This window comes from Mesorhizobium sp. RCAM 05099 (genome assembly GCF_059683685.1).
The window spans coordinates 2,570,379-2,596,877 of sequence record NZ_CM185035.1 but is presented as its reverse complement, the minus strand read 5'-3'; the positions used below and the strand labels follow the sequence as shown (position 1 = coordinate 2,596,877).

At 63.2% G+C, this 26,499-nt stretch carries 23 protein-coding genes and 2 pseudogenes; 10 read left to right on the top strand and 15 right to left on the bottom strand.

What is annotated here, in order from left to right:
* Positions 1-19: 19 nt before the first annotated feature.
* Positions 20-832: a hypothetical protein gene (locus AC56QQ_RS12805; RefSeq protein ID WP_497127628.1), complete on the top strand. Its 813-nt coding sequence runs from the start codon at positions 20-22 to the stop codon at positions 830-832.
* A gap of 7 nt (positions 833-839) precedes the next feature.
* Positions 840-4,070, top strand: a complete 3,231-nt coding sequence (locus AC56QQ_RS12800; protein ID WP_497127625.1) for a DEAD/DEAH box helicase — start codon at positions 840-842, stop codon at positions 4,068-4,070.
* Positions 4,071-4,078: 8 nt separating this feature from the next.
* Here AC56QQ_RS12800 and AC56QQ_RS12795 read toward each other — a convergent pair whose 3' ends face one another.
* Positions 4,079-4,357: a hypothetical protein gene (locus AC56QQ_RS12795; protein WP_497129286.1), complete on the bottom strand. Its 279-nt coding sequence runs from the start codon at positions 4,355-4,357 to the stop codon at positions 4,079-4,081.
* A gap of 161 nt (positions 4,358-4,518) precedes the next feature.
* Here AC56QQ_RS12795 and AC56QQ_RS12790 point away from each other — a divergent pair, with 161 nt between their 5' ends.
* From AC56QQ_RS12790 to AC56QQ_RS12780, 3 genes are all read left to right on the top strand, one after another.
* Positions 4,519-5,049: a FecR domain-containing protein gene (locus AC56QQ_RS12790; protein WP_497127622.1), complete on the top strand. Its 531-nt coding sequence runs from the start codon at positions 4,519-4,521 to the stop codon at positions 5,047-5,049.
* 7 nt (positions 5,050-5,056) lie between these two features.
* Positions 5,057-6,919 (top strand): CHASE2 domain-containing protein, encoded by a 1,863-nt coding sequence (locus AC56QQ_RS12785; RefSeq protein WP_497127620.1) that lies wholly within the window; start codon positions 5,057-5,059, stop codon positions 6,917-6,919.
* Between the two features lie 283 nt (positions 6,920-7,202).
* Entirely contained in the window at positions 7,203-8,360 is a 1,158-nt protein-coding gene (locus AC56QQ_RS12780) for a sulfite oxidase (protein WP_497127617.1), read from the top strand.
* A 111-nt stretch (positions 8,361-8,471) separates the two neighbouring features.
* Here AC56QQ_RS12780 and AC56QQ_RS12775 read toward each other — a convergent pair whose 3' ends face one another.
* The 10 genes from AC56QQ_RS12775 to AC56QQ_RS12730 form a co-directional block, all read right to left on the bottom strand.
* On the bottom strand, positions 8,472-8,897 hold the full coding sequence (locus tag AC56QQ_RS12775) for a globin family protein (protein ID WP_497127615.1): 426 nt from the start codon (positions 8,895-8,897) through the stop codon (positions 8,472-8,474).
* A 179-nt stretch (positions 8,898-9,076) separates the two neighbouring features.
* Positions 9,077-9,226: a hypothetical protein gene (locus tag AC56QQ_RS12770; protein ID WP_013894378.1), complete on the bottom strand. Its 150-nt coding sequence runs from the start codon at positions 9,224-9,226 to the stop codon at positions 9,077-9,079.
* Positions 9,227-9,240: 14 nt separating this feature from the next.
* Positions 9,241-9,558 (bottom strand): DUF2934 domain-containing protein, encoded by a 318-nt coding sequence (locus tag AC56QQ_RS12765; RefSeq protein WP_497127613.1) that lies wholly within the window; start codon positions 9,556-9,558, stop codon positions 9,241-9,243.
* 294 nt (positions 9,559-9,852) lie between these two features.
* Positions 9,853-10,110 carry a hypothetical protein gene (locus AC56QQ_RS12760; RefSeq protein WP_497127611.1) on the bottom strand — a complete coding sequence of 86 codons (258 nt, stop codon included), beginning with the start codon at positions 10,108-10,110 and terminating at the stop codon, positions 9,853-9,855.
* Between the two features lie 609 nt (positions 10,111-10,719).
* Positions 10,720-11,334 (bottom strand): BA14K family protein, encoded by a 615-nt coding sequence (locus AC56QQ_RS12755; protein WP_497127608.1) that lies wholly within the window; start codon positions 11,332-11,334, stop codon positions 10,720-10,722.
* A gap of 121 nt (positions 11,335-11,455) precedes the next feature.
* On the bottom strand, positions 11,456-11,980 hold the full coding sequence (locus AC56QQ_RS12750) for a DoxX family protein (RefSeq protein WP_497127606.1): 525 nt from the start codon (positions 11,978-11,980) through the stop codon (positions 11,456-11,458).
* Positions 11,981-12,232: 252 nt separating this feature from the next.
* Positions 12,233-12,712 carry a tetratricopeptide repeat protein gene (locus tag AC56QQ_RS12745; protein ID WP_489862390.1) on the bottom strand — a complete coding sequence of 160 codons (480 nt, stop codon included), beginning with the start codon at positions 12,710-12,712 and terminating at the stop codon, positions 12,233-12,235.
* 31 nt (positions 12,713-12,743) lie between these two features.
* Positions 12,744-13,715: an MBL fold metallo-hydrolase gene (locus AC56QQ_RS12740; RefSeq protein WP_497127603.1), complete on the bottom strand. Its 972-nt coding sequence runs from the start codon at positions 13,713-13,715 to the stop codon at positions 12,744-12,746.
* Between the two features lie 166 nt (positions 13,716-13,881).
* Complete coding sequence (locus tag AC56QQ_RS12735) at positions 13,882-14,064, bottom strand: DUF680 domain-containing protein (protein WP_497127601.1); 183 nt, start codon at positions 14,062-14,064, stop codon at positions 13,882-13,884.
* A 42-nt stretch (positions 14,065-14,106) separates the two neighbouring features.
* Positions 14,107-14,346 (bottom strand): DUF680 domain-containing protein, encoded by a 240-nt coding sequence (locus AC56QQ_RS12730; RefSeq protein WP_497127599.1) that lies wholly within the window; start codon positions 14,344-14,346, stop codon positions 14,107-14,109.
* 416 nt (positions 14,347-14,762) lie between these two features.
* On the opposite strand from AC56QQ_RS12730, the pseudogene AC56QQ_RS12725 reads away from it, so the two are divergent.
* The 3 genes and pseudogenes from AC56QQ_RS12725 to AC56QQ_RS12715 all read left to right on the top strand — a co-directional run bounded on the left by AC56QQ_RS12725 (position 14,763) and on the right by AC56QQ_RS12715 (position 20,055).
* Positions 14,763-18,891: pseudogene (locus AC56QQ_RS12725) on the top strand (Pls/PosA family non-ribosomal peptide synthetase).
* Positions 18,892-18,910: 19 nt separating this feature from the next.
* Positions 18,911-19,390 (top strand): GNAT family N-acetyltransferase, encoded by a 480-nt coding sequence (locus AC56QQ_RS12720; RefSeq protein ID WP_497127596.1) that lies wholly within the window; start codon positions 18,911-18,913, stop codon positions 19,388-19,390.
* Entirely contained in the window at positions 19,387-20,055 is a 669-nt protein-coding gene (locus tag AC56QQ_RS12715; RefSeq protein WP_497127593.1) for a 4'-phosphopantetheinyl transferase family protein, read from the top strand. The genes AC56QQ_RS12720 and AC56QQ_RS12715 overlap by 4 nt, the downstream gene beginning before the upstream one ends.
* 34 nt (positions 20,056-20,089) lie before the next feature.
* Here AC56QQ_RS12715 and AC56QQ_RS12710 read toward each other — a convergent pair whose 3' ends face one another.
* The 3 genes from AC56QQ_RS12710 to AC56QQ_RS12700 all read right to left on the bottom strand — a co-directional run bounded on the left by AC56QQ_RS12710 (position 20,090) and on the right by AC56QQ_RS12700 (position 22,450).
* Entirely contained in the window at positions 20,090-21,235 is a 1,146-nt protein-coding gene (locus tag AC56QQ_RS12710) for a KamA family radical SAM protein (protein WP_497127590.1), read from the bottom strand.
* A 160-nt stretch (positions 21,236-21,395) separates the two neighbouring features.
* The gene (locus tag AC56QQ_RS12705; RefSeq protein ID WP_497127587.1) at positions 21,396-21,995 is read right to left on the bottom strand and encodes a mobile mystery protein B; all 600 of its coding nucleotides are present in this window, start codon (positions 21,993-21,995) and stop codon (positions 21,396-21,398) included.
* On the bottom strand, positions 21,992-22,450 hold the full coding sequence (locus AC56QQ_RS12700) for a mobile mystery protein A (protein WP_497127584.1): 459 nt from the start codon (positions 22,448-22,450) through the stop codon (positions 21,992-21,994). Before AC56QQ_RS12700 ends, AC56QQ_RS12705 begins: the two co-directional genes overlap by 4 nt.
* A gap of 239 nt (positions 22,451-22,689) precedes the next feature.
* On the opposite strand from AC56QQ_RS12700, the pseudogene AC56QQ_RS12695 reads away from it, so the two are divergent.
* Together AC56QQ_RS12695 and AC56QQ_RS12690 are read left to right on the top strand one after the other, a co-directional pair.
* Positions 22,690-24,403: pseudogene (locus AC56QQ_RS12695) on the top strand (acyl-CoA synthetase).
* Positions 24,404-24,529: 126 nt separating this feature from the next.
* Complete coding sequence (locus tag AC56QQ_RS12690; protein WP_497127581.1) at positions 24,530-25,417, top strand: hypothetical protein; 888 nt, start codon at positions 24,530-24,532, stop codon at positions 25,415-25,417.
* Here AC56QQ_RS12690 and AC56QQ_RS12685 read toward each other — a convergent pair.
* Positions 25,374-26,477 carry an SDR family oxidoreductase gene (locus AC56QQ_RS12685; protein ID WP_497127578.1) on the bottom strand — a complete coding sequence of 368 codons (1,104 nt, stop codon included), beginning with the start codon at positions 26,475-26,477 and terminating at the stop codon, positions 25,374-25,376. The genes AC56QQ_RS12690 and AC56QQ_RS12685 overlap by 44 nt on opposite strands.
* Between the last annotated feature and the right edge of the window lie 22 nt (positions 26,478-26,499).

The following is a 26,499-nucleotide window of genomic DNA, read 5'->3' as shown; positions in this document are numbered from 1 at the left end:
TTGATCGAGGGGGGCGCATATGTCTGCACTTTCGTCAGATATTATTGAGGTCGATGATGACGTCAGCGGCCTACTCTGGGCTGTCAACGATTTAGATGGTCTATCAAAGCTAATCGCCGTGATCGCGCTTGGCCAAGCACAACATGCTGCCCGGATCATCCAAGAGCTTGAGCCGCATGGACCAGCCCTCTCAGATGCGGAACTCTACGCCGGGGCGAAAGGACAAATGCGTATTCGAGGGCAGACCGAGGCCCAACGCGATGTGTCCCGCTATCACCGAGATGGATTTCTCTTTGAGTGCATTTCTTGGATCGTCGCGCGACAGGCAGCCAACGATCGAACGTATCTGAAAGATCCGCACATTAGTGCCACAACGCAGGGCCTGGATGGCCTCTCCATTGAAATGGACCCGATCGAGGCCGTTTTAGTGATGGCCACGATCTTCGAAGACAAATGCACAGAGAGCCCGCGCCAGAAATTTCAGCAGGAAATCCTTCCGACATTCACTGAACACCACGAGAGCAAACGAAAGCGTGACCTCGTAGCAAACGCAGTGAGCTTGATTAGGGAAAGTGGTCTCAACGGCACTGCGGCAACGCAGGCGGCCGCTAGAGTTCTAGACAAGCAATTTCGAACCTACCGCGCTGCGCTTACTGTCGACTCTACATTGACAACCACAGAGAAACGAAAAAGACTTTTTAAAGGGTACAGTAATCTTTCCGAAATCACTAAATCTCAGCGTATTGGCGCCACTTTTGTTGTTGATGGAGACCTACGCAAATGGTTCCAAGAATTGGCAGACCATGTAATCAATGCCCTAGTCGAATTCTAGGCTAAAAATGTTTGACGCACTCACATCACAACTTCTACAATCTGCACCAAGTCTTCCGGAACTCGACGCAAATCAAATCCCACAGTTGCTGACACGGCATTATGCCGAGCTCGTCTCCGCTCGTCTCAAGGGAGAGAACGATGACGCGACGGTTCGTGAAGACAGTTGGTCACTCGAGCGGATAGCCGACGCGTATGAGATCATCGCCTCCGTCGAGGAATCGCCCGCTTTGCGTCGCGCAGCAGCTTTCGTAGCTGGGACGGCGCAGCAGATAATTGCGAGACGATCGGGCAGCAACCCCGAAGACGCGCTGCCGTCCCCACTAGATCGAGACAGCGTGGAAGCATCTGTCGCCGCCGCTGTGCTATTTCTTGCAGCCGAGCAATATGCCGATGCGAACGAGGCGGGCACCGCCATTCCATCCCCTAGAGGCCCATATGAGATACGCGTCCTTGGCGATCACGTCAAAGACCTTGTCCGTGGTCGTCTGGATTCGATACTGCAACGCGCAACCCGCTGGCGTAGGGACGAACCTATCCGGGGCACAATCCAGAACCGCGCCCTTCGGGCACTCGCAGCCACCATCTCGGAGGGGATTGAGTTGCTCGCGGCAAACATCCTGTCAGCGCCGATCCCAGAGGCAACGCCTAAGAGATTTGCGACAGCACAGGGGGCGTTTCGCCGAGTGATTCAACTAGCCTCATATTTCGCCGAGAATGCAACAGAGACGCTGGGCGGCGAACTGAGGACCGCCTACGCAGGGCCTTCACACTTAGCATCAATGCTTCTGTCGGCAGCTGACGCAATAGAACAGTCAGCACTTACAAAATTGCTCCCGCCCGAAGGAGCCGACGCTGACTTCTGGAAGAAATGGCTGGCCTACCGCGCCAAAGATATGCCGTTTGTCTGGCAGAATCACCGCGAGGCAATTAATGAAGACTTCTACCAGACGGGCATATCAGCCGTTCTAGTGCTGCCGACCGGCGCGGGCAAAACGACGGTCAGCGTGCTGAAGATCGCAGGATGCCTCTCCCGCGGCAAAAAGGTCGTGTTCCTGGCTCCAACGCACGCTTTGGTAGAACAGCTCACCGAGGATCTCCAAGCGATCTTCCCGAAGAAACAGTTCGGTCTGGAGGTATCCAGCGACTTCGATTCTTTGCTTTTAGATGATGCCCAGTTGCTGGACATCGAAGTGATGACACCGGAGCGCTGCCTTGCAATGCTCTCCTTCTCCGCCTCATCGTTCCAGAATGTGGGCCTGTTGGTTTTTGACGAGTGCCACCTACTGAGTCCACAGTCACGCAAGATCGGTCGCGCCCTCGATGGGATGCTTTGTCTCTTGGCATTTCGCGCAGCAGCGCCCGAAGCCGACATGCTGTTCTTGTCGGCGATGCTGAAGAACGGCATGCAGTTTGCGGAGTGGATCGCCGATCTGACGCGCCGCCCCTGCAAAGCTGTGGACCTGCTTTGGAAACCAAGCCGTCAAGCAAGAGGCGTGGTCGTCTATAAGGAAACAGAAGTTTCCGCAGCGGTGAGAAAGGCACAGATACGCCAGAGACAGATGGACGTAGAAGATGGGGAACGGGCGAAGGGACTTCGAGCTGCTTCGAAGCGCGAACTCGTCGCCATGCCCTATGTAGTGTGGGGCCTACAGCACAACTGGATGACCGTAGCAAACTCCTATGCGTTTACGACCATCGCCAACGAGCCGATACAGTTAGGCGGCGGATTCAGGTCCGGCGCTATCTGGGCCAGTCCCAATGCGAATGAAACGGCAGCGAAGATCGCGGTAAGTGCAGACGCCAGCGGGCTAAAGACCATTGTCTTTGTCAATACAAAAGCCGATGCCGTAGGCACGGCTCGGGAAATTTCAGCGGCGTTGGGCCACGTTGTTGTCTTGACCGAAAGCGAGAGCGCGCTTTGGGACACTCTGGTTCTGGAGTTGGGCGCAGCAAAGCACTCGATTTTTGGTGAGACAACCTTTGGAGCAGTTCCTCATAATTCGGGTATGCTCCGACTAGAGCGCGCTCTCTCGGAGCGGCTCTTTCGTAGAGCCGAAGGTGCCAAAGTCATTGTTGCGACGCCGACTCTTGCGCAGGGCCTCAATCTGCCAGCCCACCTTGCTGTGCTTGCTGGCGATAAGCGTGCCGGAGAAAAGCAAGGGGAAAGAGAGGACCTAGAGGCTCACGAGCTTCTCAACGCGGCTGCGCGCGCCGGTCGCGCCGGTCATCTCGCCAACGGCGTCGTCATTCTGATCCCGGAACCGATCATAAAGTTCACGCCGGGCAGTGCGCTTAGTCACCAGTTAAGAGGCAAACTAACCTCCGTTCTGCCTGAAAATGATCGTTGTGTCACAATAACGGATCCCCTGGAAATCGTGCTCGACCGCGTGATGGGTGGCGAACTTGATGACCGGGAGGTCACCTACACTGTAAATCGCCTCGCAGCTCTCACAGCTGCCGGAGGCGATAGGCCCTCTCAGGATAATCTGCTGTCTCGCTCGCTCGGGGCGTTCCTCGCCAAAAGACGAAACGAAGAGCAAGAGTATCTCGCAAAGGTTGATAAGCTCTGGAATGAGGCCCGAGAGGCCGTAGAGCATGAGCCAGCCGCGGCAGTTATCTTGTTGGCATCGCAAAGCGGCCTGCCGTTGGATTTGCTCGAACGGCTGCGCGGCCGCTTGCAGGGAGGTGTCGGAACCTTACCCACGACGATAGAAAAATGGGTGGAATGGACAATCGATTGGCTGAAGGATGATGCGGCCGCGAGAACTCACCTACTACGCGACGTACACCGATCAGCACTTATTGCGGCTGGCAAGACGGCCAAGTCACCGCTAAACGAAGCTGTCTTGGATGCACTCCTGCCGGGGGTTAAGGCCTGGCTGTCGGGCAAGCCGCTGAATGAAATGGAGCGAGATCTGGGCGGTAATCCAGATGGCAAATCAGATAGCGCGAAGATGTGCCCTCGTGCCCGTGACCTCATCGCGACGTTCATACCAAGAGGCCTCTCTTTCATTATCGGCGTGGTCTCCCGGATGACCGAAGAGATCGGGGCTATCCAAGACACGAATGAAGCCGTCTTGAAAAGTCTTACGGCGGCCGTCCGACGAGGTTTTGATTCTGTAGAGAAGCTTGAGTACGCCAACAATCACAAAGAAATCTTGGGGCGTGTCCAGCTCCATCAGATCTATACCGCAAGGCTCCGCTTCCTCGATTTTGATCTTGATAGCGATCTCTAGCCCGAGCTTCAGTGCCTCTTAAAATACTGCACCTCGCGCTCATGCTTCTCCGCCGCCTCGCGCGCCTCAAACGTGCCCAGATCGTTTGCCGGTCTTTTCGCCCTTCTTGCGTGAATAGGGGCGGTATTTTTCCGTCCTTGAGTTTCCTGATCATCTCGCTCCTCCGGATCGATCATGATTTCCGCCGTCCGTGATGATCCATCAGGTCCCTCGAGCACCTTGACCATGTCACCGGCAGTGACCGCCTTGCCGACATTCGCATGCCGCCCCCGGGCCTTGCTGTCCAAGCAGCTTGTCGTGCTAGGATTGCCCGTCGGCACCGGCTGCTTCAGCGCAACGCGGCCGCCAAGGGCCGGTCCGTACGCGGCCGGGCCACACGCATGACTAGGCCGCCAGGCTGCCGGCAAGATTTTCTTGCCGCTAATCTCGCAAGAGCAAGGAGACGTCGATGAGCGCAAGGGGCCGATTTTTCCGTAGCCTGATGGCTGGCCTGTTTGCCGGTGTCTGCCTGGTGGAGACCGCCCTGGCGCAGGACGCGGGGTGCAGGCTGGTGCCGGTGGCCGGTACGACCCGACAGATCCTGAAATGTCGGGAAGGCCTTACCATCATCATGGAAGACGGCGCTCGGTTCACGCTGAAGGACAACGATCGAAACGGCAATGCCGATGCGGTCAAGTTGCGGCGCAAGGCGCTGCTGCTCGACGCTCCGTCCGGCTCGGTCCCGGGTGGCTTCGCGGTTGTCACCCCGCAGGCGATCGCCGCGGTGCGCGGGACAAGATGGGTCGTCGACGTCGGCCAGGGCAAGACGTCGGTTTTCGTCCTCAGGGGTCGCGTCGCCGTGCAAAGGCCGGCCTCCACTGCCGGCGTGGTCCTCGCGCCGGGCGAAGGCGTCGACGTCGAAGCCGGGACAGCACCATTGATCGTCAAGCGCTGGCCCGCCAAGCGCGTTACCGCATTGATGGCCCGTTTCGGGCAGTGAACCGGCAATGAGCCGACGAGCGCTTCCGACGCTGATCGCGCTCGTCCTGGCGGGTCTCTGGGGCGCCGGCCTGGGCTTCGCGCACTGGCGCGGCGACATGGCGTTTCTCGATCGCTTCGAAGCAACGATGACCGATCTTCGAACGCTTTTTCGAGGGCCGGAAACGCCACCGGATCTGATCACCATCGTCGCGATAGACGACGAAGCGGTGCGGCACGAGGGCAGCTATCCCCTCAGCCGCGCCACGCTGGCCCGGATTGTCGACACGATCGGGCGCCTTGGCCCGAAAGCCATCGCGCTCGACCTGCTGCTGGTCGACCCCGGGGCAAAGGACAATGACGAGGCGCTGGCGCGTTCGCTGGGCGGCAGCAGAAGCGTCATCGCCGCCGCGGCGGTCTACCCCGGAGGCAGACAATGGACACTGGGCGAAGGACCCCTCGCCCGGGTGCCGGATGCCGAGCGGTTCATGTGGCCGCTCAAGGCGTTCTCGGATGCCGCCGCTGTCGGCGTCGTCAATGTGATCACCGACCGGACGGGAACGCCCCGCTTCGTGCCGTTGCTGTTTCGGGCCGCGGACCGGCTGGAAGCGTCCTTCTCCCTGCGCGTTGCCACCGTGGCGGCGGCAGAGGATCCAGAAATCGCCCCCGATCATCTGTCGCTGGGCGGACGGTCGATCCGGACCGACATTGGCCACATCCTGCCCCTGGCATTCTATGGCCCGCGCGGCACGATCCGCACGATCAGCGCCGCGACCGTGCTGGACGGCCAGCTCGATCCCGGCATCATCCGGGATCGGATTGTCTTGATCGGAGCGACCGCGACCGGCACCGGCGATGTTTTCCCGACACCGTTCGATCCCGTGCTGCCGGGCGTCGAAGTCATGTCGACGGCGATTGCCCATCTGATGACCGGCGACGGGATCGTGCGCGACCGCTCCGTTCGCCTTGCCGATGCCGGCTTCGCGGTGGTGCTGCCCATGCTCCTTGTCGGGCTCTTGGCGTGGCGGCGAAACGCCAGCGGCCTGGCGGCGGTCGCCGGCGTGGTCCTGCTCTGGGTCGTGGTCAACATGACGGCTTTCTCGCACCATATCTGGCTGAGCGCCGCGCTGCCGATCACCGCCGCCGTTCCGCCGGCCATCCTGTTCGGGGCGGCGCAGCTCTGGCTGGGCAGGAGCCGGGCGCAATTTTTCGCCACGCAGAGCCAATTGCTGCAACGCGTCGAAGCCCCGGGCATGGGAGAGTGGCTCGCCGGGCATGGCGACTTCCTCTCGGACCCGGTCCGGGGAGACGCCGCCATCCTGTTCATCGACCTGTCCGGCTTCACCGGACTGAGTGAGACATTGGGACCGATCGCCACACGCGAACTCCTGAACAGTTTTCATGCGTTGGTCGACGAGGAGGTGACGAGTTGCGGTGGCGTCGTCACCAGTTTCATGGGTGACGGCGCCATGATCCTGTTCGGCCTGCCGCAACCCTCAGCAAACGACGCCTTCAATGCCGCCCGCTGTTGCGTGGGGCTGGCCAGCCGCACCAACGCCTGGCTCGCCTCGCTGCCGGCATCGACCGCGTCGCGGCTCGGCTTCAAGATCGGCGCCCACCACGGAACGATCGTCGCCTCTCGGCTCGGCGGCGAAGGCCGCCAGCACATCGCGGCCATCGGTGATACCGTCAACGTCGCCAGCCGCCTGATGGAGATCGCGGCCGACCACAATGCCGAGGTCGCGGTGAGTGACGAGATGCTCGAGGCCGCCGGCCGCGACTGCGCGCTGTTCAAATCCGGCGCCCTGAGAGGACCCGTGGAAACACAGATCCGTGGCCGATCCGGATTGCTCGCGATCTGGTTTTGGCAAAGCGCGCGGACGCCGCAATAGATCGGGGGCAGCGTGACCGGCGGGCATCCCGCTCGGCAATGCTACAAAGTCATCATGTCCCGTCCAGGTTGTGGACACTTCCTTTTCAAAGGCGCACTCTTGGATTGCGAAACGCATGCCAGAGTTTCGCCCAACACTTCGCATGCTTGAGGTGCGTCGGTGACTGTCCGACCTGTCCGGATACTTCCGGCTGGGTATGATTCTCATTGTGTCGCCTATCCGTGATCAGGCTATGGCCTAACGCACGTTGCAGCCTGTTCCGGATCAACTGGGAGGTAACAACATGCATAATTTTCAACGCAGGGAACTTCTTGTTCAAGGAAGCGCGGCTCTTGTCGCGATCGCCGCTCTTCATGCCTCGCGTCGCGCTTACGCTTTTCCAACACAGGCGGGCGGGGAAGTTGTTCCGTGGCTGGATCAGCCGACCGAAAATCCCAATCCGGCGGGTATCAAGACGCAGCTTGTCTGGGAGGATCTGGATAGCTGGATAACGCCAAACGACAAGTTCTTCAGCATCTCGCATTTCAATCGACCAACGATCGATGAGAAGACCTGGTCCATGCAGATCGAGGGGCTGGTCAAGAAGCCCCTGAAGTTGACGCTCGCCGACATCCGGGCGCGGCCGCGCCAGGAGGTCGTTTTCACCGTGGAATGCTCGGGCAACCACGGTTTTCCCTTTTTCACCGGCGGCATCGGCAATGCCCGCTGGGCAGGGACGCCGCTCGCGCCGATCCTCGAGGAGGCCGGCGTGCTGCAAAATGGCATCGAGGTCGTCTTTTTCGGTACCGCCGAAAGCGAGATCCCGATACGCGACGTCAAGATGAAGCAGAATTTCGCGCGCAGCATGTCGCTCGCCGACGCCATGAATCCCGGCAATCTGCTCTGCTATGAAATGAATGGCGCCGCCTTGCCGGCGGCCAATGGTTTTCCGCTGCGGCTCATTGCTCCGGGCTGGTACGGGATCGCCAACGTCAAGTGGCTGAAGCGCATCGAGGTTCGCGACACCCGGTTCATGAGCCTGCTGATGGCCCGTGACTATGTCACCATCCGGGAGGAAGACCACAATGGCGAGACCGTATGGGCCGAGACCTCGGTGGGCAGGGCGCTGATCAAGTCGGCACCGGCGAAGGTCACCCGGAAAGGCTCGGACTACGCCATCATCGGGGCGGCCTGGGGGGCACCGATCGACCGGGTCGAAGTGCAAATCGATCAAGCGCCTTGGGCGCCGGCGACCATCGACCACAGCGAGGAGGCCGAACACGCTTGGAAAATCTGGTCCCTGGCATGGGCAAACCCCTCGCCGGGGGAACACACCGTGACCTCGCGCGCGGTCAGCACCACGGGACAAATTCAACCCGCGATGGACGATCCCTTGATTGCCAAGAAGCACACATATTGGGAGAGCAATGGCCAGGTGACGCGGCACGTCAAGATCGTCTGAGAAGCCAAAGCGTCGGCAAGCCCGCGGGAGGCCGGCGAAGCGGCGAAAATTGTCATGCCGACGCCGCGCGGCATGACAATTCGGGCGTCGTCACATGGTGCTCGCCAGCCCTCACGCCGCGAGCTGGACCTCGCGGGCGGCCGTGATCATGACACTCGCGAGCAAGCCGTAGGCCGCCGCCCAGGCCTCGCGCACCGCCGGCGTAAAAGCGGGGCCGAGGCCGGCCGCCAGCGTCTCGATCAGCGCTTGCCCGACGATCGGGTAATGATGCTCTTCGACACCGTAGCCGACGTGACGCTTGGCGAGTTCGCGCACGATGGGCAGGATGGTGTCGGCACGATCCAGTCCATGCACGACGAAGGCCAGGCTCGCCATCAGCTTGGCGCCTTGCTTGGTCATGTCTTTCACCGGAAACAGCGCCCGAAGGTTCCCGTCGATGGCGAACAGGCGTTCATAGAACAGGGCGGCGGCGGCCGCGCGTATCGGGACGACTTCACGAAAACTATCCTGGACAAGTCTGATCTGGTCGGGCGTCATCGGCGCGCTCCTTTGGTGGCCTCGGTGAGCCGCGACCATCCTCCCGGAGTGTTTCGCATGCATGTCGCCAGTCGCGCCCAGGCGTTTCAGTCCGGTCTCGATCCAGTTTCAGGTTGCGCTATCGTTCACCGCCAGGGCTGGGCCTCACGTCACCGAACCCTTCCGGCTCGGCAGCCGCCTCAATGCCGCTTGAAATACTGCACCTCGCGCTCGTGCTTCTCCGCCGCCTCGCGGGTCTCGAACGTACCGAGGTTGCGCCGCTTGCCGGTCTTTTCGTCCTTCTTGCGCGAATAGAGGCGGTATTTCCCGTCCTTGAGTTTCCTGATCATCTCGCTCTCCCAGGCTAAGACCGCCGCTTGCCCGTGAGGTTGCGGGCGGCCTGCTCGGTCGCGGCGCGGTCGCTGCCCAGCCTGTCGAGCAGTTCCTGCGCCTCGTCGCCCGATATGCCGGTGCGCACCGCCAGTTCCTCGACCGTCAGGACATCGGAGCTGGCGATCTCGCGGGTTTGCGGCAGCGCATCGTCGGCCGTCAGCGGCAGCGCCGCCTCCCTGTCGATCTCGGCCGCGGCCTGGTACCAGTGCCGTTCCGGATCGCCACCGCCGTCGCGTTCCCACAGTTCGTATGCGCGCTTCTGGATCTTCTCGTGCCGGTCGTCGCCCATGGTCATTCCTCCTTTGCGTCAGGGAAGAACGCCGCACCAATCCGAACGATCCAAAAAATTTGCGTGATCGTTGGCTGGTCGGGACGAAGGTTCCTCGCCCCATGAAATGGAGGAAAGGTGGCTCGGGCGAAGCCCGAGATGGAGGGGAATGCGCGGCCTTGGTGATTGGCGGGGGCGAGGAACCTGCGTCTTGCGGTCCGCTCGAACCGGCGCGGCCGCCGATGGCACGCGAGATGATCCAGGCGGCGGGTTCCCCCGCCGCCTGGATGCCGGCCGTGGCGGCCGGCTTTGTTGTCAGCGTCCCCAGATGCCCTGGCCGTAGCCCGGTGCAGGCATGCCGGAGTTCGCATTTCCCCACGCCATGCTGTCGGTGATGCTCTTTGTGCCGCTCAGGTCGACCGCGTTGGCGCCGCCGAACACCATCGAATGCGAACCGGCAGTCGGATAGCTGCCGGCGGCAGGGATGTAGTCCGCGCCAAAGTGGTCGCTGCCGGCAAAAGCCATGCCGGAAGCAAACAGAAGCGTGGCAAGGCTAAGAACGATCTTCTTCATTTCAATTCTCCTCTTGAAAGTTGACATTTGGCCTCGGCGCGCCGCCCGCACCGCGTTCATGAGGCCGTCTCTTCACACTCTTGGGGCGAAATCGACCAACCGCCATCCCCAATGGATTTGCGGCGGCAGGCCGTTCAGCGCACGTCGTCTTGGTCCGTTCGTGCGCTGTTCGAAGGGCTGCCCAAGGCAGCCGAACTCTTCGAGAATGCTGGTTCCTCTTCCAAGGCCGCGGCCGAACCATCCGGCCGCGATCCGTGCGACGGGGGAGCCTCACGCTCCACCTCGCCCCCCGTGCCGGCATCGGGTCCGAATTGCTTCGACGCCCTGCAAATGCTGCACGGGAACATGCCGATGATCGACGTGATCAACGGTAACGGTAATAGAATAGGGGCATGGCGTGGGCGCGGGCGTGGGAGAGGGCGTGGGACGAAGCGCCGCAAGAGTGGAATTTTGCGTTGAATTTGGCTGAAAAGCCCGGCGGACGCAGCCGGGATGGTCTGCGCGCTCTCAGACCGGCAGCGTCACGCTTGCCGCTGCTTCAGGGTGCCGGCGACCAACCTGTCCAGCGAAATACTGCCCGCACCGGCGATGGCAAGCGGCAGGCGGCGCCTACTCGCACTGGCGCCTGGGTCCACCGGTGTAGGGCTGGTAGCTGTTGTCTTCGGGCCGGTAGGAGCGGTAGCGGCTGAAGCAGGATTGGACGTGGCTGGCGGAAACCTCGAGCGTGGCGGCCTGAGGGGCGGTGCCCCCCTCGACAAAGCTGACTTGAGTGGACGGCTGAACGGCCTGGTCGACGGCGCCGGCGTCGAGATAGGGCGAGATGCAGGGGCGCTGTTCCCCGCCATAGGACATATAGCTGTTGTCGTCCGGATTGTACGATCGGTAGCGGCTCTCGCACCACCTGACATGGGAAGCAGGCAGCCCGGCCTGCTCTTCGCCCGCCGCGGACGCCACCGCGCCTATTACGGCTGGTTCGGGCGGCACCGCCTGCGCCCTGGCGGCGGCATCGGGCGCCGCGGGCTGCGCGGCGGCCACCCGCTCCAGGCCCTGCGCGGCCTTGTCCACCGGTTGCGCACCCTTGGTCCACAGCTCGGCGACACTGTCGGCGGGCCTTGCCTGATGCGAGGGCTTGGCGACCAGCAGCCAAGCAGCGAAGGCCAGCCCGCTGGCGAACACCGCGAGGGTCAGCGCGAAGCCGCCGACCAGTGCCAATATCGCTTTCATCCCACACTCCTTGAGCCTCAGCCAATAGAATGCGGGGCATCGCTACTGGTTCCAGCAAGCGAGCTTGTGGCAGACGTGGCGCCTTTTTGCCGGCATGCCGATGCGCAAGGCCGCGAGCCCCTCAAACCGGCAGCCTCACCTCCCCGAGGGACATCTGGTTTTCCGCCGCCAGCAGCGCCGCCACCATCTCCTTGTCGCGCTGCCGCTGCCGCAGGATGCCGGCGACCAACCTGTCGAGCGAGAACTTGCCGGCGCCGGCGATCGCCAGCACGAACATGCCGCCGGCGATGGCCAGATCCTTTTCGAAATGCAGCAATTCGTTCTGGCTGGCGAAATTGGTGTGGAACAGCGTGGCCGTTGCCAGGCAGAACAGGCCAAGCCCAATGGCGCCCAGCCGCGTCAGCAGCCCTGTCGCGACGGAGAGCCCCGCCCCCAGCTGCAGCACGATGGTCGCGACAAACAGCGGCAGGCCGACTCCCAAGGCGGCCATCGCCTTGGCGGCGCCGTCGAAATGGGTGGCCAGCGTCACGCCCTCATGCAGGAAGATGAGAGACAGAAGCAGCCGGCCGGCCAGCAGGGTCACGTCGCTAACGTGGTGCTTGCTGGCGAGGAGGTGCAGCTTCGCGGCGAATTCGGTCCGTGTCATGGTCAGGCTCCAATTCTGGTAACAGGCGGGCGCCGCGCGCCCGGCCGGACGCGCGCAATGGCGCTGCAACGTCCGATCCTTGAAAGGGTGGAGCCGGCGGAGGGAGAGACGCCGGCTCCGGTTTTTGGGCGCCAGCCACCAGCGCCCAAAATACGGTGAGTTGGGGTCCGGGCTTGGCGCCAGGCCCCCACTCCGGCCGCTTCGCGGCCACCTCTCCCCACGTCCGTGGGGGAGAGGAAATGCGCCGCGGCCCTACTTCGTCACCTTGGTGTCGATGGCCTTTTGCAGGTCCGATAGCTCCTCGCAGCCGGCCGGGCAGAGTTTTTCCAGCGACGCCAATTGCTCCTGGGCCTTGGGCATGTCGCCGGTCTCGACATAGAGCTCGCCCAGATATTCGCGAGCCGCCTTGTGATCGGGCTTCAGCTCCAGCGCCTTGGTGTAGTAGGTGAGCGCCGTCTTGTAGTCGCCGGTCTTGCGCAGCGTGAAGCCGAGCAGGTTGTAAACGTCGGGCTGCTGCGTGTCCTGCGCCAGGTCGCGCAGCTCGGCCAGCGCGCCCTGGTAGTCCTTGGCCTCGATCTTGGCCTTGACGGCGGTGAGGTCGGGCGCGTCGCCGCCCTCGATGTTGTCGACCGCATAGGCCGGCATGACGGTGGCAACGGGAACCACGGTCAGCACGGCAACGGCACCGAGCAGGCCGAACAGGGCATTCCTGCCAAAAAGGGAAGGTTTCATTGTCTTTCTCGCTTGGGTTGGGAGCTCACGCTCATATTTGAACCGGGGTGAAGCCGTAGGCCTTGCCGTCCTTGACGAAGACGCCGGTGCCCGGGAACGGGAAGTGCGAGCCCGAGATACGGATGTTGTCGGCAATCACGCGGTCGATGATCTTGTGGCGCGTGGTGATCGCCGTCGGCCCGTCCTGATCGTAGGCGCCCTGCCATTCCGGATGCGGCGCCAGAAGTGCGGGCACATACATGGTGTCGGCCGAGATCATGATCTGCTCCTTGCCGGAGTTGGCGAGATACACCGAGTGGCCGGGCGTGTGGCCCGGGGCGGCGATGATCTGGATGCCGGGCGCGACCTCGGCGCCGTCCTCGACCAGCTTCCAGTTCTTCCATTTCGGGAAGTTCTCGGCGATGCGCTTGCCCGCCGGCTTGCGCCCCTCGGGCAGCTTGGCCAGCCGGCCGGGGTCGGTCCACCAATTGTATTCGGTGGCGTTGACGATCAGCTCGGCATTCGGGAACACCGGCGCGTTGGTGCCCTTCTCCATCAGGCCCCAGACATGGTCGGGGTGGAAATGCGAGATCATGATGGTGTCGATCGCCTTGTAGTCGATGCCGGCGGCGGCCATGTTGGCCGGCAGATGCGTGGCGTTGGTCTGCCACTGGCCGACGCCCGAGCCGGCATCCATCATGATCAGCTTGCCGTTCATCTTGAGCACGACGACGGTGAGCGGGATGGGCATGAAATCGGTCGGCAGGCCCGCCTTGGCGAGCGCCGCCTTGGTGTCGTCGACGGACACATCCTTGATGAAGGCCGGGTCGTGCGGCTTCTTCCAGATGCCGTCATAGATGGCGGTGATCTCGATATCGCCGACCTTGTATTTGTAGAAGCCGACGGTCGGCTCGACCGGCGTTTCGGCAAAGGCCGGCCGGGTGAATTCCAGCCTGCCGGCAAGCCCGAAGGCGGCAGCGGCGGCGGCGGATTGAAGAACTGTGCGACGTGTCATGCTGAACATGGATGTTCTCCTCGGTTGAGTGGTGGCTAAAGTCGCGAAGGAAATGACGGAGGGCCAAGCCCCTGGCCCTCCGTCGCTGATTGCGGATTGGGGCGAGCAAGGTGGGGATCCGGTGCCGGCCCCTTGAACTCAGCGGCCCCAGATGCCCTGGCCGGGTTCTCCCGCATCAGATTTGCGTCGCCGCCTGCGTGCCGTGGCGGACCATGTCCGCCTTGCGGATCGACGCGGTGGTGGTGGTGGTGTCGATGGCCGTCTGGTCAGCGGTGCGCGAGCCAAAATGGTCGCTGCCGGCAAAGGCGCTGGTGGTGGCGACGAGGGTGGCGGCGATGGTGAGAGCGATGTTTTTCATGGCGATGGCTCCTGTTTGTTGAGAAATTGCTTGAAGGCGCGCTCAGCGGCCCCAGAGGCTGTCGTTGTTGTGCCTGACGATGATGTCCTGAACCGACCCCTGGCTCGGCCCGGTCGTCACCTTGGTGTCGACGTTCTGGCGCGCGGGGATCGAGGCAGTGGCGTTGGTGTCGACGGTGGCGACAGGCTGGTTGGCATTGTTGGCGCCGAAATGATCGCTGCCGGCAAAGGCAGCACTCGAGGCAAGCAGCATCGCAGCCACGCTGAAAGCGAGCTTGGTCATGTCATAGGTCCTTGTTTCGGTTTCTTCGGGTCGCGGGCCGGGAGATTGGCCCCGCTGACAACAAGACCCGGCAGGGCCGCGCTTTATTCCCGGGAGGTGTCAGATTTTTTTGGGAAGAGCAGAAACTGGCGGCAACGGCCATGCGGATGAGCGCCGAGACACAATCCAGAAACAAAATTAAACAGTTCGGAAAAAATGGCGAAAAGATCGGATGGCATAACCATTCCGCAGCGGCCGGAAAAAGCCCGCGGCACACCGCGCACGGAGTGGATTCCGGGTTCTTCCGTTTCGGAAGATTCGGTCCTCCATCAACAAGGGTCAAATTGCAGCGGCGGCGCAGCCGACAATGCCTGGCGTCGCGGCGGCACGATCGGGATGTTCCTGGCGCTGCTCGGCCAGGACGAGAAGGTTTGGAAATGGATCACGGTGTCGATATCGCCGAACTGGACAGGGACACGGCAAGACCGGGCAGAGAGCCCGAAGCCGGCCTCGGAAGCATCGAAGCGCTCGTAAGGATTGCCTCCGATCCCGGGTTGATCGCGCGCAGCCAGGTCCTGGCGGGCGCGGACTTCGCCCGGGCAGGTCAGCCCGGTGAGCGGCTCGACACGGTCTTCGAGCGGCTCGCCGAGACATTCGCCTCGTCGCCGGCGGTGATCTCCGACGGACGTGTCTGGACGTATCAGGAGCTGGACAAGCGGGCCAACCAGTTCGCCCGTGTGCTGATCAAGCGCGGCGTGCGGCCGGGCCACCGGGTCGGGCTTATTCTCGACCGGTCGGCCGAGACCTATATTGCCTTGCTCGCGGTGATGAAGGCAGGCGCGGCCTTCGTGCCGCTGGCCACCGCGTTTCCCGAAGAGCGCATGGCGCTCATCATCGAAGACGCCAGCGTGAGCCTGATCGTCAGCATCGCCGCCTATGCATCGCGCGCCGGTCAACTGCCCGTTCCCCACCTGTTGATCGACAGCGCCTCCGCCGAGATCTCCAAACAGTCCAGCGCGCCGCTGAAGCCGCACAAGGCGCCGGCCCCCACTGCGGTCGACGACACCTGCTACATCCTCTACACCTCGGGCACGACAGGCAGGCCCAAGGGCGTGGTCATCAAGCACCAGAGCTTCGTCAATTTCATCCGGGTCGCCGCCGCGTCCTACGGCTACAAGCCGGGCGATCGCGTCTACCAGGGCATGACCATCGCCTTCGACTTTTCCTCCGAAGAGATCTGGGTGCCCTTTGTCGCCGGCGCGACGGTGGTGCCCGCACCGGCCAGCTGCCTCTTGTCGGCGAGGAACTCGCCGATTTCCTGCGCCACCACGACATCACCTGCATGGCCTGCAGCCCGACCTTGCTGTCGTCGATGACATCGGACGTGCCCAGCCTGCGCACGCTGCTTGTGGGTGGCGAGGCCTGTCCGCACAATCTGGTGGTGCGCTGGTCGAAGCCGGGGCGGCGGATCCTCAACACCTATGGCCCGACCGAGGCAACCGTCACCGCAACGATGGGCGTGCTGACGCCGGACAGGCCCGTCACCATCGGCGCACCGCTGCCTACCTACTCCATCGCCATTCTCGACCCCGAGATGCCGGCATTGGCCCAGCCCGGGGAGTTGGGCGAGATCGGCATAGCCGGCATCGGGCTCGCCGTGGGCTACCTCAACCGGCCCGACCTCACCGAACAGAAATTCATCGCCGATTTCCTCGGCCTGCCGAACAATCCGTCAAAGCGCATCTACCGCACGGGCGACCTTGGCCGGATCAATGACGATGGCGAGATCGAATATGCCGGGCGCATCGACACGCAGGTGAAGATCCGCGGCTATCGTATCGAACTCGGCGAGATCGAGGCGGTGCTGCTCGACCAGCCGGAGATCGCGCAGGCCGCCGTCACCACCGGGAGATCGAGCCCGGCCGCGTCGAACTGGTTGCCTATTACGCAAGGAAGACCGGAGCGCCGGCGATCTCGCGCGCCGATCTCGCCCAGACGATGAAGCGGCGCCTGCCGGACTACATGGTGCCCTCCTATCTGGAGGAACTGCCGGCGATCCCGATGACGGTCTCCAACAAGGTCGACCTTCGCCAGTTGCCGAAGCCGACAAGCGTCCGGCTTTCGGCCGACCGGGAGATGGTTGCGCCAGGCAACGACGACGAGCGCTTCCTGGCCGAAGCGCTGGCGGCGGTGCTGAAATTCGACGAGGTGTCGGTCGAGGACAATTTCTTCGAGGATCTCGGAGCCAACTCCCTGCTGATGGCGCATTTCTGCGCGCGCGTGCGCACCCGGAAGGAATGGGCGACGACGTCCATGCGCGACATCTATCTCTATCCGACCGTGGCGCGCCTCGCGCGGCATCTGGGCGTGCCGGATGAGATGACGGCGGCCACCAACGAGCCTGTTCTCACCCGCCGGGCCTCGAATTTCGCTTATTGGACCTGCGGCACGGCACAGCTCCTGTTCTACGGGATCTACAGCTACGTGGCGCTGTGGGCGATCAATGACGGCCTCAACTGGATGTATGACGCGCTCGACGATCCGCTGCAGCTCTATATCAGGTGCGTGGCCCTTTCGGCCGGCGTGTTCTTTGGCATGACGGGCTTTGCCGTCCTTGCGAAATGGGTGCTCATCGGCCGCTGGAAGGCCGAGGCGTTTCCGATCTGGGGCCTGCGCTACTACCGCTTCTGGATCGTCAAGACTCTGATCCGCACAGCACCTGTCGTCCTGTTCCGCGGCAGCCCGCTCTACAGCTTCTATCTGCAGCTCCTGGGAACCAGGATCGGGAAAAACGCGGTCATCGAATCCAAATCCGTACCCGTCTGCACGGATCTGATTTCAATTGGCGCCAACACCATCCTGCGCAAGGAATCGCTGATCCTCGGCTTTCGCGCCCAGTCCGGCTACATCCACATGGGTCCGCTGACCATCGGCCGCGATGCCTTCGTGGGCGTGGGCTCGACGCTCGACATCGACACAACGATCGGCAACGGCGCCCAGCTCGGCCATGCGTCCGCGCTGCTGCGCGGTCAAAGCATCCCGGACGGTGAACACTGGCATGGATCGCCGGCCGTGCCGACCACGGCGGACTATTGCAAGGTGCGCAATGAGAACCCGTCCAACATCCGGCGCTTCCTCTTCGAAGCGGTCCAGCTCATCGGGCTGTTTGCCATTGTCATCCCCCTGCCGCTGCTGTTCCACAGCTATTGGGAGAATGTCGGCGACGACTATCAGGAGACGATCGGCCTCGTCGCGATCGGCACCACGGTCACGCTTTTCGGCTATATCGCCGCGGCCTTCCTGGCGGCGACACTGCTGCCCCGCCTGACCAGCCTGGTGCTGAAGCCAGGCCGCACCTACGCACTTTACGGTTTCCGCTACTGGCTGCAGGCCGCCACCGAATTCACCAGCAATTCCCGCATCCTGGGTCTGCTGTTCGGCGACAGCTCGGCCATCGTGCACTACATGCGCGCCATCGGCTGGAACCTCAACAAGGTGGTGCAGACCGGTTCCAACTTCGGCTCCAACCAGCAGCACGAAAACCCGCTTCTGTGCGAGATCGGCACCGAGACCATGGTGTCGGACGGCCTGTTCATGATCAACATGCACAAGTCCGCTTCCGCGTTCCGGCTCGAGCCGACAAGGATCGGCGAGCGCAACTATCTCGGCAACAACATCTACTATCCGCCAGACGGACGCACCGGCGACAACGTCCTGCTCGGCACCAAGGTGATGATCCCCATCGACGGGCCGTTGCGCGAGAATGTCGGGCTTCTCGGCTCGCCTGCCTTTGAAATCCCGCGCATGGTCAACCGCGACAAGGAACTCATCGCCGGCGTCGACGAGGCGGACCGGCGCCAGCGCATCCCGCACAAGAACCTTCACAACGCGGTGACGATCGTCCTGTTCATCGCGACGCAATGGGTCATGCTGTTCGCCACGCTGGCGATCTGGGACCGGGCGCTGAACTACTATACCGAATGGGCGGAGGTCGCGCTGTTCGTCGCCGTGCTCCTGACCTCGGCGATCACCATTCCGTTCTACATCCTGGTCGAGCGGGCAAGCCTTGGTTTTGGCAGGCTGAAGCCCCAGGTGACGACGATCTACGACGTCGCGTTCTGGCGCCACGAACGCCACTGGAAGCTCGCGGATTCGCCGATTGTAAACCTGTTCGGCGGCACGCCGTTCCGGCCAATGATCCTGCGCTTGCTGGGCGTCAAGGTGGGCAAGCGGGTCTATGACGGCGGCAGCAACCTGACCGAACGTTCGCTGGTCGAGATCGGCGACGACGTCACCCTCAACGAGGGCTGCGTCATCCAGGCCCATTCGCTGGAGGAAGGCGCGTTCAAGTCCGACTTCATCCGCATCGGCAAGGGCTGCACGCTCGGACCTTCCGCCTTTGTCCATTACGGCGTGGTGATGGGCGAAGGGTCGGTGGCCGATGTCGATTCCTTCGTGATGAAGGGCGAAGAGCTCGAGCCCTTCTCCATATGGCGCGGCAACCCGGCCAAGCTACACCGGTTCGTGACCCCGGTCACGGACGACGGCGCCAAGGCTTCGGCTTGATTGCGTTGGAGGCCGCGTCTTGACGGACGGGCCCAGCAAGGGCGTGGAAATCCGTCTCGCCCCGGTGACCGAGGCCAACCGGGCCTCGGTTGCGTCCCTGGAGCTGGCCCCGGACCAGATGGATTTCGTCGCCAGCAATGCGGAATCCCTGGACGAGGCCGGCCTTGATGACGACGCGCGTCCGCGCATCGTCTTGGCTGGGGATCGTGTCATCGGTTTCCTGATGTACGAGGCGCCGCAGGATGACGACGAGGCGCGCATCTACCGCTTCATGATCGACCGCGCCAGCCAGGGCAAAGGCTATGGCAAGGCCGCGTTGCGCGAAGTGCTGGAAGAAATCCGGGGGCTCGGCCACATCAGGCACGTGTCCATCTGCTACGAGCCGGAAAATGACGCGGCGCGGCAGCTTTATCGAGGCGCCGGCTTCGTCGAACAAGGACTGGACGAGGACGGAGAAATGATCGCCGGTCTGGTCCTGCCGGCATCGGTCGACCGATGACGCCCCCCGCAGTTCCGCCGCCTGCAGAGTTGCCAGAGGAAACCTCCTTGGCGCGGGCACTGGCAGCCATCGCCCCGCACGGAGTGCGCACTGGATGCCGGCTGATACGCGACGGTGACGAGACCCATCTTCTGCCCGAGGAGGCGCGCTCCCTTCCGGCGCGCCAGCCGGCCATGCGACGAGCCAGCGGCGCCGCGCGGTGGATCGCACACCGGCTGCTGGCGGACATCGGCTGCAACGACGCCGCCATCCCGCGCGCGCTGTCGGGAGCCCCGGTCTGGCCTGACGGAATGATCGGCTCGCTCGCCCATGACGACGACATGGCCGTGGCGGCGGTTGCGCCTGTTGGCCACATCGTCTCCCTCGGCATCGACATCGAGCCCGCGTTGGCCCTGCCCGACGATATCCTCGCGCTCGTCGCAACCCCTGCGGACCGGACGGACGCGGCGGACCGGCATCTTGCCGGTCGCATCCTCTTTGCCGCCAAGGAAGCAGTCTACAAGGCGGTCTATCCGCTTGATCGCGAGATCCTCGGCTATGAGGACATCGCCGTGGATCTCAATACAGGTTCTGCGACAACAAAGACGGGCCGCAGGGCCAACCTCGCCTACTGCGCTGCCCCGAGTGTGGTCGTCTTGGCTTTTGTTGAACGGGATGCGGGTTAGGACCCGGAACCGGCGCTACGCGTGACCCGGTTTTCTACGTCCCGACGATTTCCGTATAGGTCCGGACCTCGCCATCAAGCCCCCGCATCCGCCAGCTCTCTCCGTCCTGTGCTTCGACATAACACGGCCCGAGCGGCACCTTGCCGCCGCCTTCCGGCAGGTCAAGCACATAGACAGGGTTGCAGATGCCCGAGAGCCGCTGGCGCAGCGCGCTGGCCAGCGCCCGGCCCTCGGCGATCGTGGTGCGCCGATGCGCCATGCCGCGCGCGAGGTCGCCATGGTGCAGGTAATAGGGTTTGACGCCGAGGCGGTACATCAGCTCGCGGCAGAGCTCCTCCAGCACCTCGACCGTGTCGTTGACGCCTTTGAGCAGGACGCTCTGGTTGAGCAGCACGAAGCCCGCCTGCCGCATCCTGCGGCAGGCCGCCTCGGCGGCATCGGTGATCTCCCGGGCATGGTTGAAATGGGTGACAACGGTGACCATCAGCCGGCCCTGCAAGGCCTCGACCAGCCCTGACGTGATGCGCGACGGCAGCGCCACCGGCACGCGCGTGTGGATGCGCAAGAGCCGCACATGCGCGATCGCCTCGATGCGCGCGAAGATTTCGGCCAGCGCCTTGTCGGGCAGCGACAGCGGATCGCCGCCGGTCAGGATCACCTCGCGGATCTCGGGATGACCGGCGATATAGGCCAGCGCCGGCTCCAGCGCCTCGCGCGTGTAGCCACGGCCGATCGCGGTCAGCGATTCCTTGCGGAAGCAGAACCGGCAATAGACCGCGCATTGATAGGTCGGGAACAACAGCACCCGGTCGGCATGGCGATGCGTCAGCCGCGGCACCGGGCTGAAATCATGGTCGGCGATCGGGTCACCGAGCTCGCCGTCCTGCTCGATCAGCTCGTGCGGCTCCGGGATGACCTGCGCCCGGATCGGGTCGGCGGGGTCGTTCCAGTCGATCAGGTCGAGATAGGCTTTGGGGATGCGAACCTTGTGGTTCGCCGCCGCGCCTTGAGCCGCCGCGCGCTCGTCCGGCGACAGCGGCAGGGAAGCGAGATCACGCACATGGCGCACGCCTTGTCGAACATCGTGCTGCCAGGCAGCGTCGGCGTGCAACTCCGCAGGTGTGCCGGCCGCATCGGAGACAGCCATGCTCGCGTCCGAGATGTCGAGGTGTGAGGTCATCGAAGGTTCCTTGAATTCGGAAGCGCTCGATACAGCATTGGAGTTGAGGGTTGAAGACAATAAGCGGTGCCGGAGTACGGAGGGGAAGGCCGCGACGTCCCTGCCCTTCGCCGCAATAGCGGGTCCAGTCCCCTCGGAGACTGCTTGAAGTTGGGTATTGTCAGGATCGCGCAAACGCCAACAGGTCGGTTATATCGCCATTGTCTGCCTTCTTGAGGCTCGCGATGTAGAACTTGCGCAACGCGCCGGTGTCGTGCTGAAGGTTGCCGCTCCCCCATGTGAAAGGCTTTCCGCCAAGGCTCTCTATCAACAGATCGCCCATCATGCGCGAATGGCGGCCGTTGCCGTTCGTATAGGCGTGCACGAACACAAGTTGATGATGAAACCGCACGGCGATCTCGTCCGGAGGGAAGGTCTTGCTTTCGATCCAGTAGTGGAATTGATCGAACAGCTCGGCACTCCTGACCGCAATCTGCCAACGCGGAACACCGATACCCTCCAGCTCGACCTGACGGTACTCACCAGCCCAGTTCCAGACCTTGCCGAACATGGCCCTGTGCAGTTTCCGGGAAAACGCGTCGGTTGCAACGGCAAGCGGCTTGAGCTTTCTCCGATGTGCCCAAGCAAGACCACCTGCAATGTTATCCTCTTCAGCGACGTTGAGGTCATCGCGGCTTTGAATCCATGTCGGAATCAGCTTCTTCTGATCGTCCGGCTGGATTGGTGTCGCGGCCGCAAGGGGCGTGAAAATGTCCTTCACGCTTCGCCCCAAAGGTCGCGATCGCGAAGCTCGTTTTGAATATAGTCGTCGATCCGCGCCTCAAGGTCGGACCTGCTTGTCGCCTGATCCTCAAGTCGCATCGTGTGCGACACTCGCGTCAACGCCTCGAGAGCAATTTCGCGCGCGCGGTTGCGGATCATATCCTCCAGAGAGGTATCCGGCACGATTGCATAGACGAGCTTTCCGCCCAAAGCCTGGGCGACACGACGCAATGTCTGGAGCTGAATGGTGCCATTTTCTTCGGACAGCTCAAACGCCCTGATCGTTTGCTGGGTTACTCCAACACGCTTGCCTAGTTGCGCCCCTGACATGCCGAGGCAATCACGGATTGCCCTGATCCAGCCTCTAGGTGGGGGCGTGAACCGTTCGATCGGCTTGGCGAGCAAGAGCCTCGCGTCAAGGCGTTTAAGTGCGCGGTCATTTAGTTTTTTCATATTGCAACCTGTCGATTGGCTACAGTTTTACATACCATAGCATGGTTCATTGTCACATATAACAGTCTATAATATGTTAAATAATCTGAATGTGACAGGCTACAATATGTATTTTTTGTGGCTGGATCCGATCGGACGACGGCGGACTTGCCAAGTGCTGCCGGGGGAGAAGGTATAGCGCCGACCCACCCGCCACCAACTTTCGCCGCATCGACCAACAGCGCGATTTCATGCATCTAATGAGCCGACAGCGCCCATGGAGGAGATGGAGCGCCGCCAGGGAGGATTTGCCATGACCCAAACAACTCCGGCGCGGTTGCCGCGCTATGACGATACCGTTGCGCGGTTCCGCATCGAGGATGAAGTAGCGCGTCTTTCTGGCGATCCCGCGACCGGGATTAACGCCTATGTCGAATGCTGCGGCCGCCACACCGGGCAGAACCGGCTGGCATTGCGCGCGATCTCCGCCAGTGGTGAGCTGCGGGAATTCACCTTCGACGATCTCGACGACATGTCGGGCCGCGTCGCCAATCTGCTGAAAGCGGCAGGCGTCGGCCCCGGCGATGTCGTCGCCGGCATGCTGCCGCGCATTCCCGAACTGGTGGCGACCATTCTCGGCACATGGCGCATCGGTGCCGTCTATCAGCCGCTGTTCACCGCCTTCGGCCCGAAGGCCATCGACCACCGGCTGAAGACCAGCGGCGCCAAGCTCGTCGTCACCAACACGGCCAATCGCGGCAAGCTCGACGAGGTGGAGCACTGCCCCCGGGTTGCGACCATCCTCGCCCCCGGCGAAGCCTTGCCGGCGGGCGACATCGATTTCCGCGCGGCCTTTGCCGCCGCCTCGTCCGACTGCGAGCCCATCCTGCGCAAGGGCGACGACCTGTTCATGATGATGTCGACCTCGGGCACGACCGGCCTGCCCAAGGGCGTGCCGGTGCCGCTGAGCGCATTGATGGCCTTCGGCGTCTATATGCGCGACGCGATCGGGCTCACCCCGGACGACGTCTTCTGGAACATCGCCGATCCCGGCTGGGCCTACGGCCTCTATTACGCCATCACCGGCCCCTTGCTGCTCGGCGTCGCGACGACCTTCAACGAAGGTGCCTTCACCGCCAAAAGCACCTACGACATCATCGAGCGCCTCGGCGTCACCAGCCTCGCCGGTTCGCCCACCGCCTTCCGCCTGCTACTGGCCGAAGGGCCCGAGGCCGCCGCCCGCATCCAGGGCCGCCTTCGCGTGGTGAGCAGCGCCGGCGAGCCGCTCAACCCGGAAGTGATCCGCTGGTTCGACGCCCATCTCGCCGCACAGATCCATGACCACTACGGCCAGACCGAGAACGGCATGATGGTCAACAACCATCACGGCCTGTCGCACCCCGTGCGCCCGGGTTCGGCCGGCTTTGCCATGCCGGGCTACCGCATCGTCGTTCTGGACGAGGCCGGCCACGAGCTTGGCCCCAACCAGCCCGGCGTCCTTGCCGTCGACATCGCCAACTCGCCGTTGCGCTGGTTCGGCGGCTATCACCATGCGGAAACCCCGGCCATATCGGGCGGATATTACCGCACCGGCGACACGGTCGAGTTCGAGCCGGATGGCTCGATCAGCTTCATCGGCCGGTCGGATGACGTCATCACCTCCTCCGGCTATCGCATCGGGCCGTTCGACGTCGAAAGCGCGCTCATCGAGCACCCGGCGGTCAACGAAGCGGCGGTGGTCGGCGTGCCCGACCCGCAACGCACCGAGATCGTCAAGGCCTTCGTCATCCTGGCGCCCTCCTGGCAAGGAAGCCCGGAACTCGCCGACGAACTCGCACAGCATGTCCGCAAGCGCCTGTCGGCCCACGCCTACCCGCGCGAGATCGATTTCGTGACAGAACTGCCGAAGACACCGAGCGGCAAGATCCAGCGATTTTGCTGCGCAAGGCCGAGGTCGAGAAGCGGAAGGGGTGACGGGATGGCGAGGCCTTCGATCTTCCAGGCGGCGCAAGACACTCTCGTTGACGTGGTGCCGCACAATAGCCACCAAGACGCCCGATAGGCTCCCAAAGCCAGGACAAAAAACGGGAGGCTTGGGTCATGCGGTTGGTCTGGACGATCGTGTTCGCGCTGGCGAGCGGCGTGGCCTTCGCGGCCTCGCCGGAGGACGACTATATCGCCGCGCGCGACAAGGCGATTGCCGCCATCGCCGCACTCAACAGCGCGAATGCTCCGGTGGAAACGCTCGATGCCGCCGATGCCAAGGCGCGCGCCGATCTTGAAGGGCGCCTTTCCTCTCTTCTCGGCCCCCTGGCGGTTGCGGGTTTTCCGGCGACCGGCACCAGCAATCTCGAAAGCCTGAGCGACGCCGATATCGGATACGGCATGCTCGACGGGCTGAGATACGCCAGGACTGACGACGGCCCGAGCCTCGTGGCGACAACGCGAGGGCTCCTCGATCGCTGGCTTCGCTCCAGGGCCACCGAGACGGACGCGAGTCTCAAACTGCCCACCGGCATCGACGAGGCGCTGAAACTCGATGCCTTCTACACCCAGGCGATCAACAGCGACGCCGCGTTCATGGGGACGCTCGACTTTCCGCTGAAGAAGCCCGAAGGCGCCGACATCGCCATTGCGCGGCTTGGCGGCTGGACGCAGGACGTGGGGCCGATCCAGGAACAGCAGGTCATCGTCACGCTCGTCAAGGGCAACAGCGTCATGATTGCCTCGGCGCCCGCCGCGCAGCCTGTTCCGAAGATCGCGGCCTGCGAGGCCATATGGACCTCGGCCGACGCCGCTGCCCAGAAATTGGCCGCCCAGGCTACCGAGCAGCAGGATGAAAAGGTATATGACACCGCCAATGCCGCCTGGGAAAAAGGTGACGGCCACTACCGCAAGTGCATGGGCGAGCGCCTGCCGGGCGAACCGGTCTTCCCGGCGCTTCTCAGCCAGGCGCAGGAGCTTGCCGATCACATGGCCGGCAAGTAGGCGGTTCCCCTGGCGGTCGCCTACGCTTTCGACCCCCCAACAGTCCCAGCCGCAGCAGGCTTTCGGCCGTGGCGACGATCGCCTCCTCGGCCGGTCGCGGCGTCCAGCCGAGCAGGCGCGTCGCCTTTTCGCTGGTGGCGTCCATCATCACGCCGAGATGCCCGGCCAGCATCTTCGTCGTCGGATCACCGCGCAACGCCAGCAGGCGGATCACCCAGTTGGGGATTTCACGGGTCGGCACCTTGGCCGCGGCCGCGCCCATCCTGCGCCGCAACACACTTGCGACATCGGCCATCCACAGGCTGTGACCCGAAATGCCGATGAAGCGCTCGCCCTTTGCCGCAGGGCTGGTCATAGCCAGCAGATGCAAATCGGCGAGGTCGCGCACATCGACATAGCCGGAATTGACCCGGGGACAGCCGGGCATGCCGTCCATCAGCCGCTTGATCAGCCCTATCGAATGCGAATAGTCGGGGCTGAGAACCGGGCCGAGCACCGCGACCGGATTGACGACCGACAGTTCGAGACCCCGCCCTTCCCTGGCGACAAAATCCCAGGCGGCGCGTTCCGACAGCGTCTTCGATTTCTGATAGGGCGCGACATTGCCGCTGAGATCGGACCAGTCCGTCTCGTTGAAAGGCCTGGTCTGCGGCGCATGACCCATGGCGACCGCGCCGATGGCCGAAGTCAGCACGACACGTTTCACGCCGGCATCGCGCGCGGCGCCGAGCACCCGCAGCACGCCGTCGACGGCGGGCCGCACCCAATCTTCCTCCCGCGTCTGGCTGCCCGAAGGCGTCGGCGAGGCGCCGTGGAGCACGTAGGTGCAGCCCGCCACAGCATCCGCCCAGCCGGTATCCGCCGACAGGTCGGCGGCGACGAAGGACAACCTGTCCCCGGGCTCGGCGCCACCTTGCCGCAGCATCGCGCGCACCTCGCCTTCCCGCTTCAGGTAACGCAGGGTCGTGCGCACGCGATAGCCGGCGTCGAGCAGCTTCAGGATGCAGTGCGATGCAATGAAGCCGGAGCCACCGGTCACCAGCACCAGTTCGTCGTTCATGTCGGTCTCCTGATGTGTCCGC

Excerpts from the sequence above, each read along its gene's own strand:
- AC56QQ_RS12785 (WP_497127620.1), top strand. The coding sequence starts at position 5,057 with ATGAGCCGACGAGCGCTTCCGACGCTGATCGCGCTCGTCCTGGCGGGT.
- AC56QQ_RS12745 (WP_489862390.1), bottom strand. The coding sequence starts at position 12,712 with ATGAAACCTTCCCTTTTTGGCAGGAATGCCCTGTTCGGCCTGCTCGGT.
- AC56QQ_RS12740 (WP_497127603.1), bottom strand. The coding sequence starts at position 13,715 with ATGTTCAGCATGACACGTCGCACAGTTCTTCAATCCGCCGCCGCCGCT.
- AC56QQ_RS12715 (WP_497127593.1), top strand. The coding sequence starts at position 19,387 with ATGACGCCCCCCGCAGTTCCGCCGCCTGCAGAGTTGCCAGAGGAAACC.
- AC56QQ_RS12730 (WP_497127599.1), bottom strand. The coding sequence starts at position 14,346 with ATGACCAAGCTCGCTTTCAGCGTGGCTGCGATGCTGCTTGCCTCGAGT.
- AC56QQ_RS12735 (WP_497127601.1), bottom strand. The coding sequence starts at position 14,064 with ATGAAAAACATCGCTCTCACCATCGCCGCCACCCTCGTCGCCACCACC.
- AC56QQ_RS12760 (WP_497127611.1), bottom strand. The coding sequence starts at position 10,110 with ATGAAGAAGATCGTTCTTAGCCTTGCCACGCTTCTGTTTGCTTCCGGC.
- AC56QQ_RS12700 (WP_497127584.1), bottom strand. The coding sequence starts at position 22,450 with ATGAAAAAACTAAATGACCGCGCACTTAAACGCCTTGACGCGAGGCTC.
- AC56QQ_RS12805 (WP_497127628.1), top strand. The coding sequence starts at position 20 with ATGTCTGCACTTTCGTCAGATATTATTGAGGTCGATGATGACGTCAGC.
- AC56QQ_RS12790 (WP_497127622.1), top strand. The coding sequence starts at position 4,519 with ATGAGCGCAAGGGGCCGATTTTTCCGTAGCCTGATGGCTGGCCTGTTT.
- AC56QQ_RS12750 (WP_497127606.1), bottom strand. The coding sequence starts at position 11,980 with ATGACACGGACCGAATTCGCCGCGAAGCTGCACCTCCTCGCCAGCAAG.
- AC56QQ_RS12690 (WP_497127581.1), top strand. The coding sequence starts at position 24,530 with ATGCGGTTGGTCTGGACGATCGTGTTCGCGCTGGCGAGCGGCGTGGCC.
- AC56QQ_RS12685 (WP_497127578.1), bottom strand. The coding sequence starts at position 26,477 with ATGAACGACGAACTGGTGCTGGTGACCGGTGGCTCCGGCTTCATTGCA.
- AC56QQ_RS12800 (WP_497127625.1), top strand. The coding sequence starts at position 840 with ATGTTTGACGCACTCACATCACAACTTCTACAATCTGCACCAAGTCTT.
- AC56QQ_RS12755 (WP_497127608.1), bottom strand. The coding sequence starts at position 11,334 with ATGAAAGCGATATTGGCACTGGTCGGCGGCTTCGCGCTGACCCTCGCG.
- AC56QQ_RS12765 (WP_497127613.1), bottom strand. The coding sequence starts at position 9,558 with ATGGGCGACGACCGGCACGAGAAGATCCAGAAGCGCGCATACGAACTG.
- AC56QQ_RS12710 (WP_497127590.1), bottom strand. The coding sequence starts at position 21,235 with ATGACCTCACACCTCGACATCTCGGACGCGAGCATGGCTGTCTCCGAT.
- AC56QQ_RS12780 (WP_497127617.1), top strand. The coding sequence starts at position 7,203 with ATGCATAATTTTCAACGCAGGGAACTTCTTGTTCAAGGAAGCGCGGCT.
- AC56QQ_RS12770 (WP_013894378.1), bottom strand. The coding sequence starts at position 9,226 with ATGATCAGGAAACTCAAGGACGGGAAATACCGCCTCTATTCGCGCAAG.
- AC56QQ_RS12775 (WP_497127615.1), bottom strand. The coding sequence starts at position 8,897 with ATGACGCCCGACCAGATCAGACTTGTCCAGGATAGTTTTCGTGAAGTC.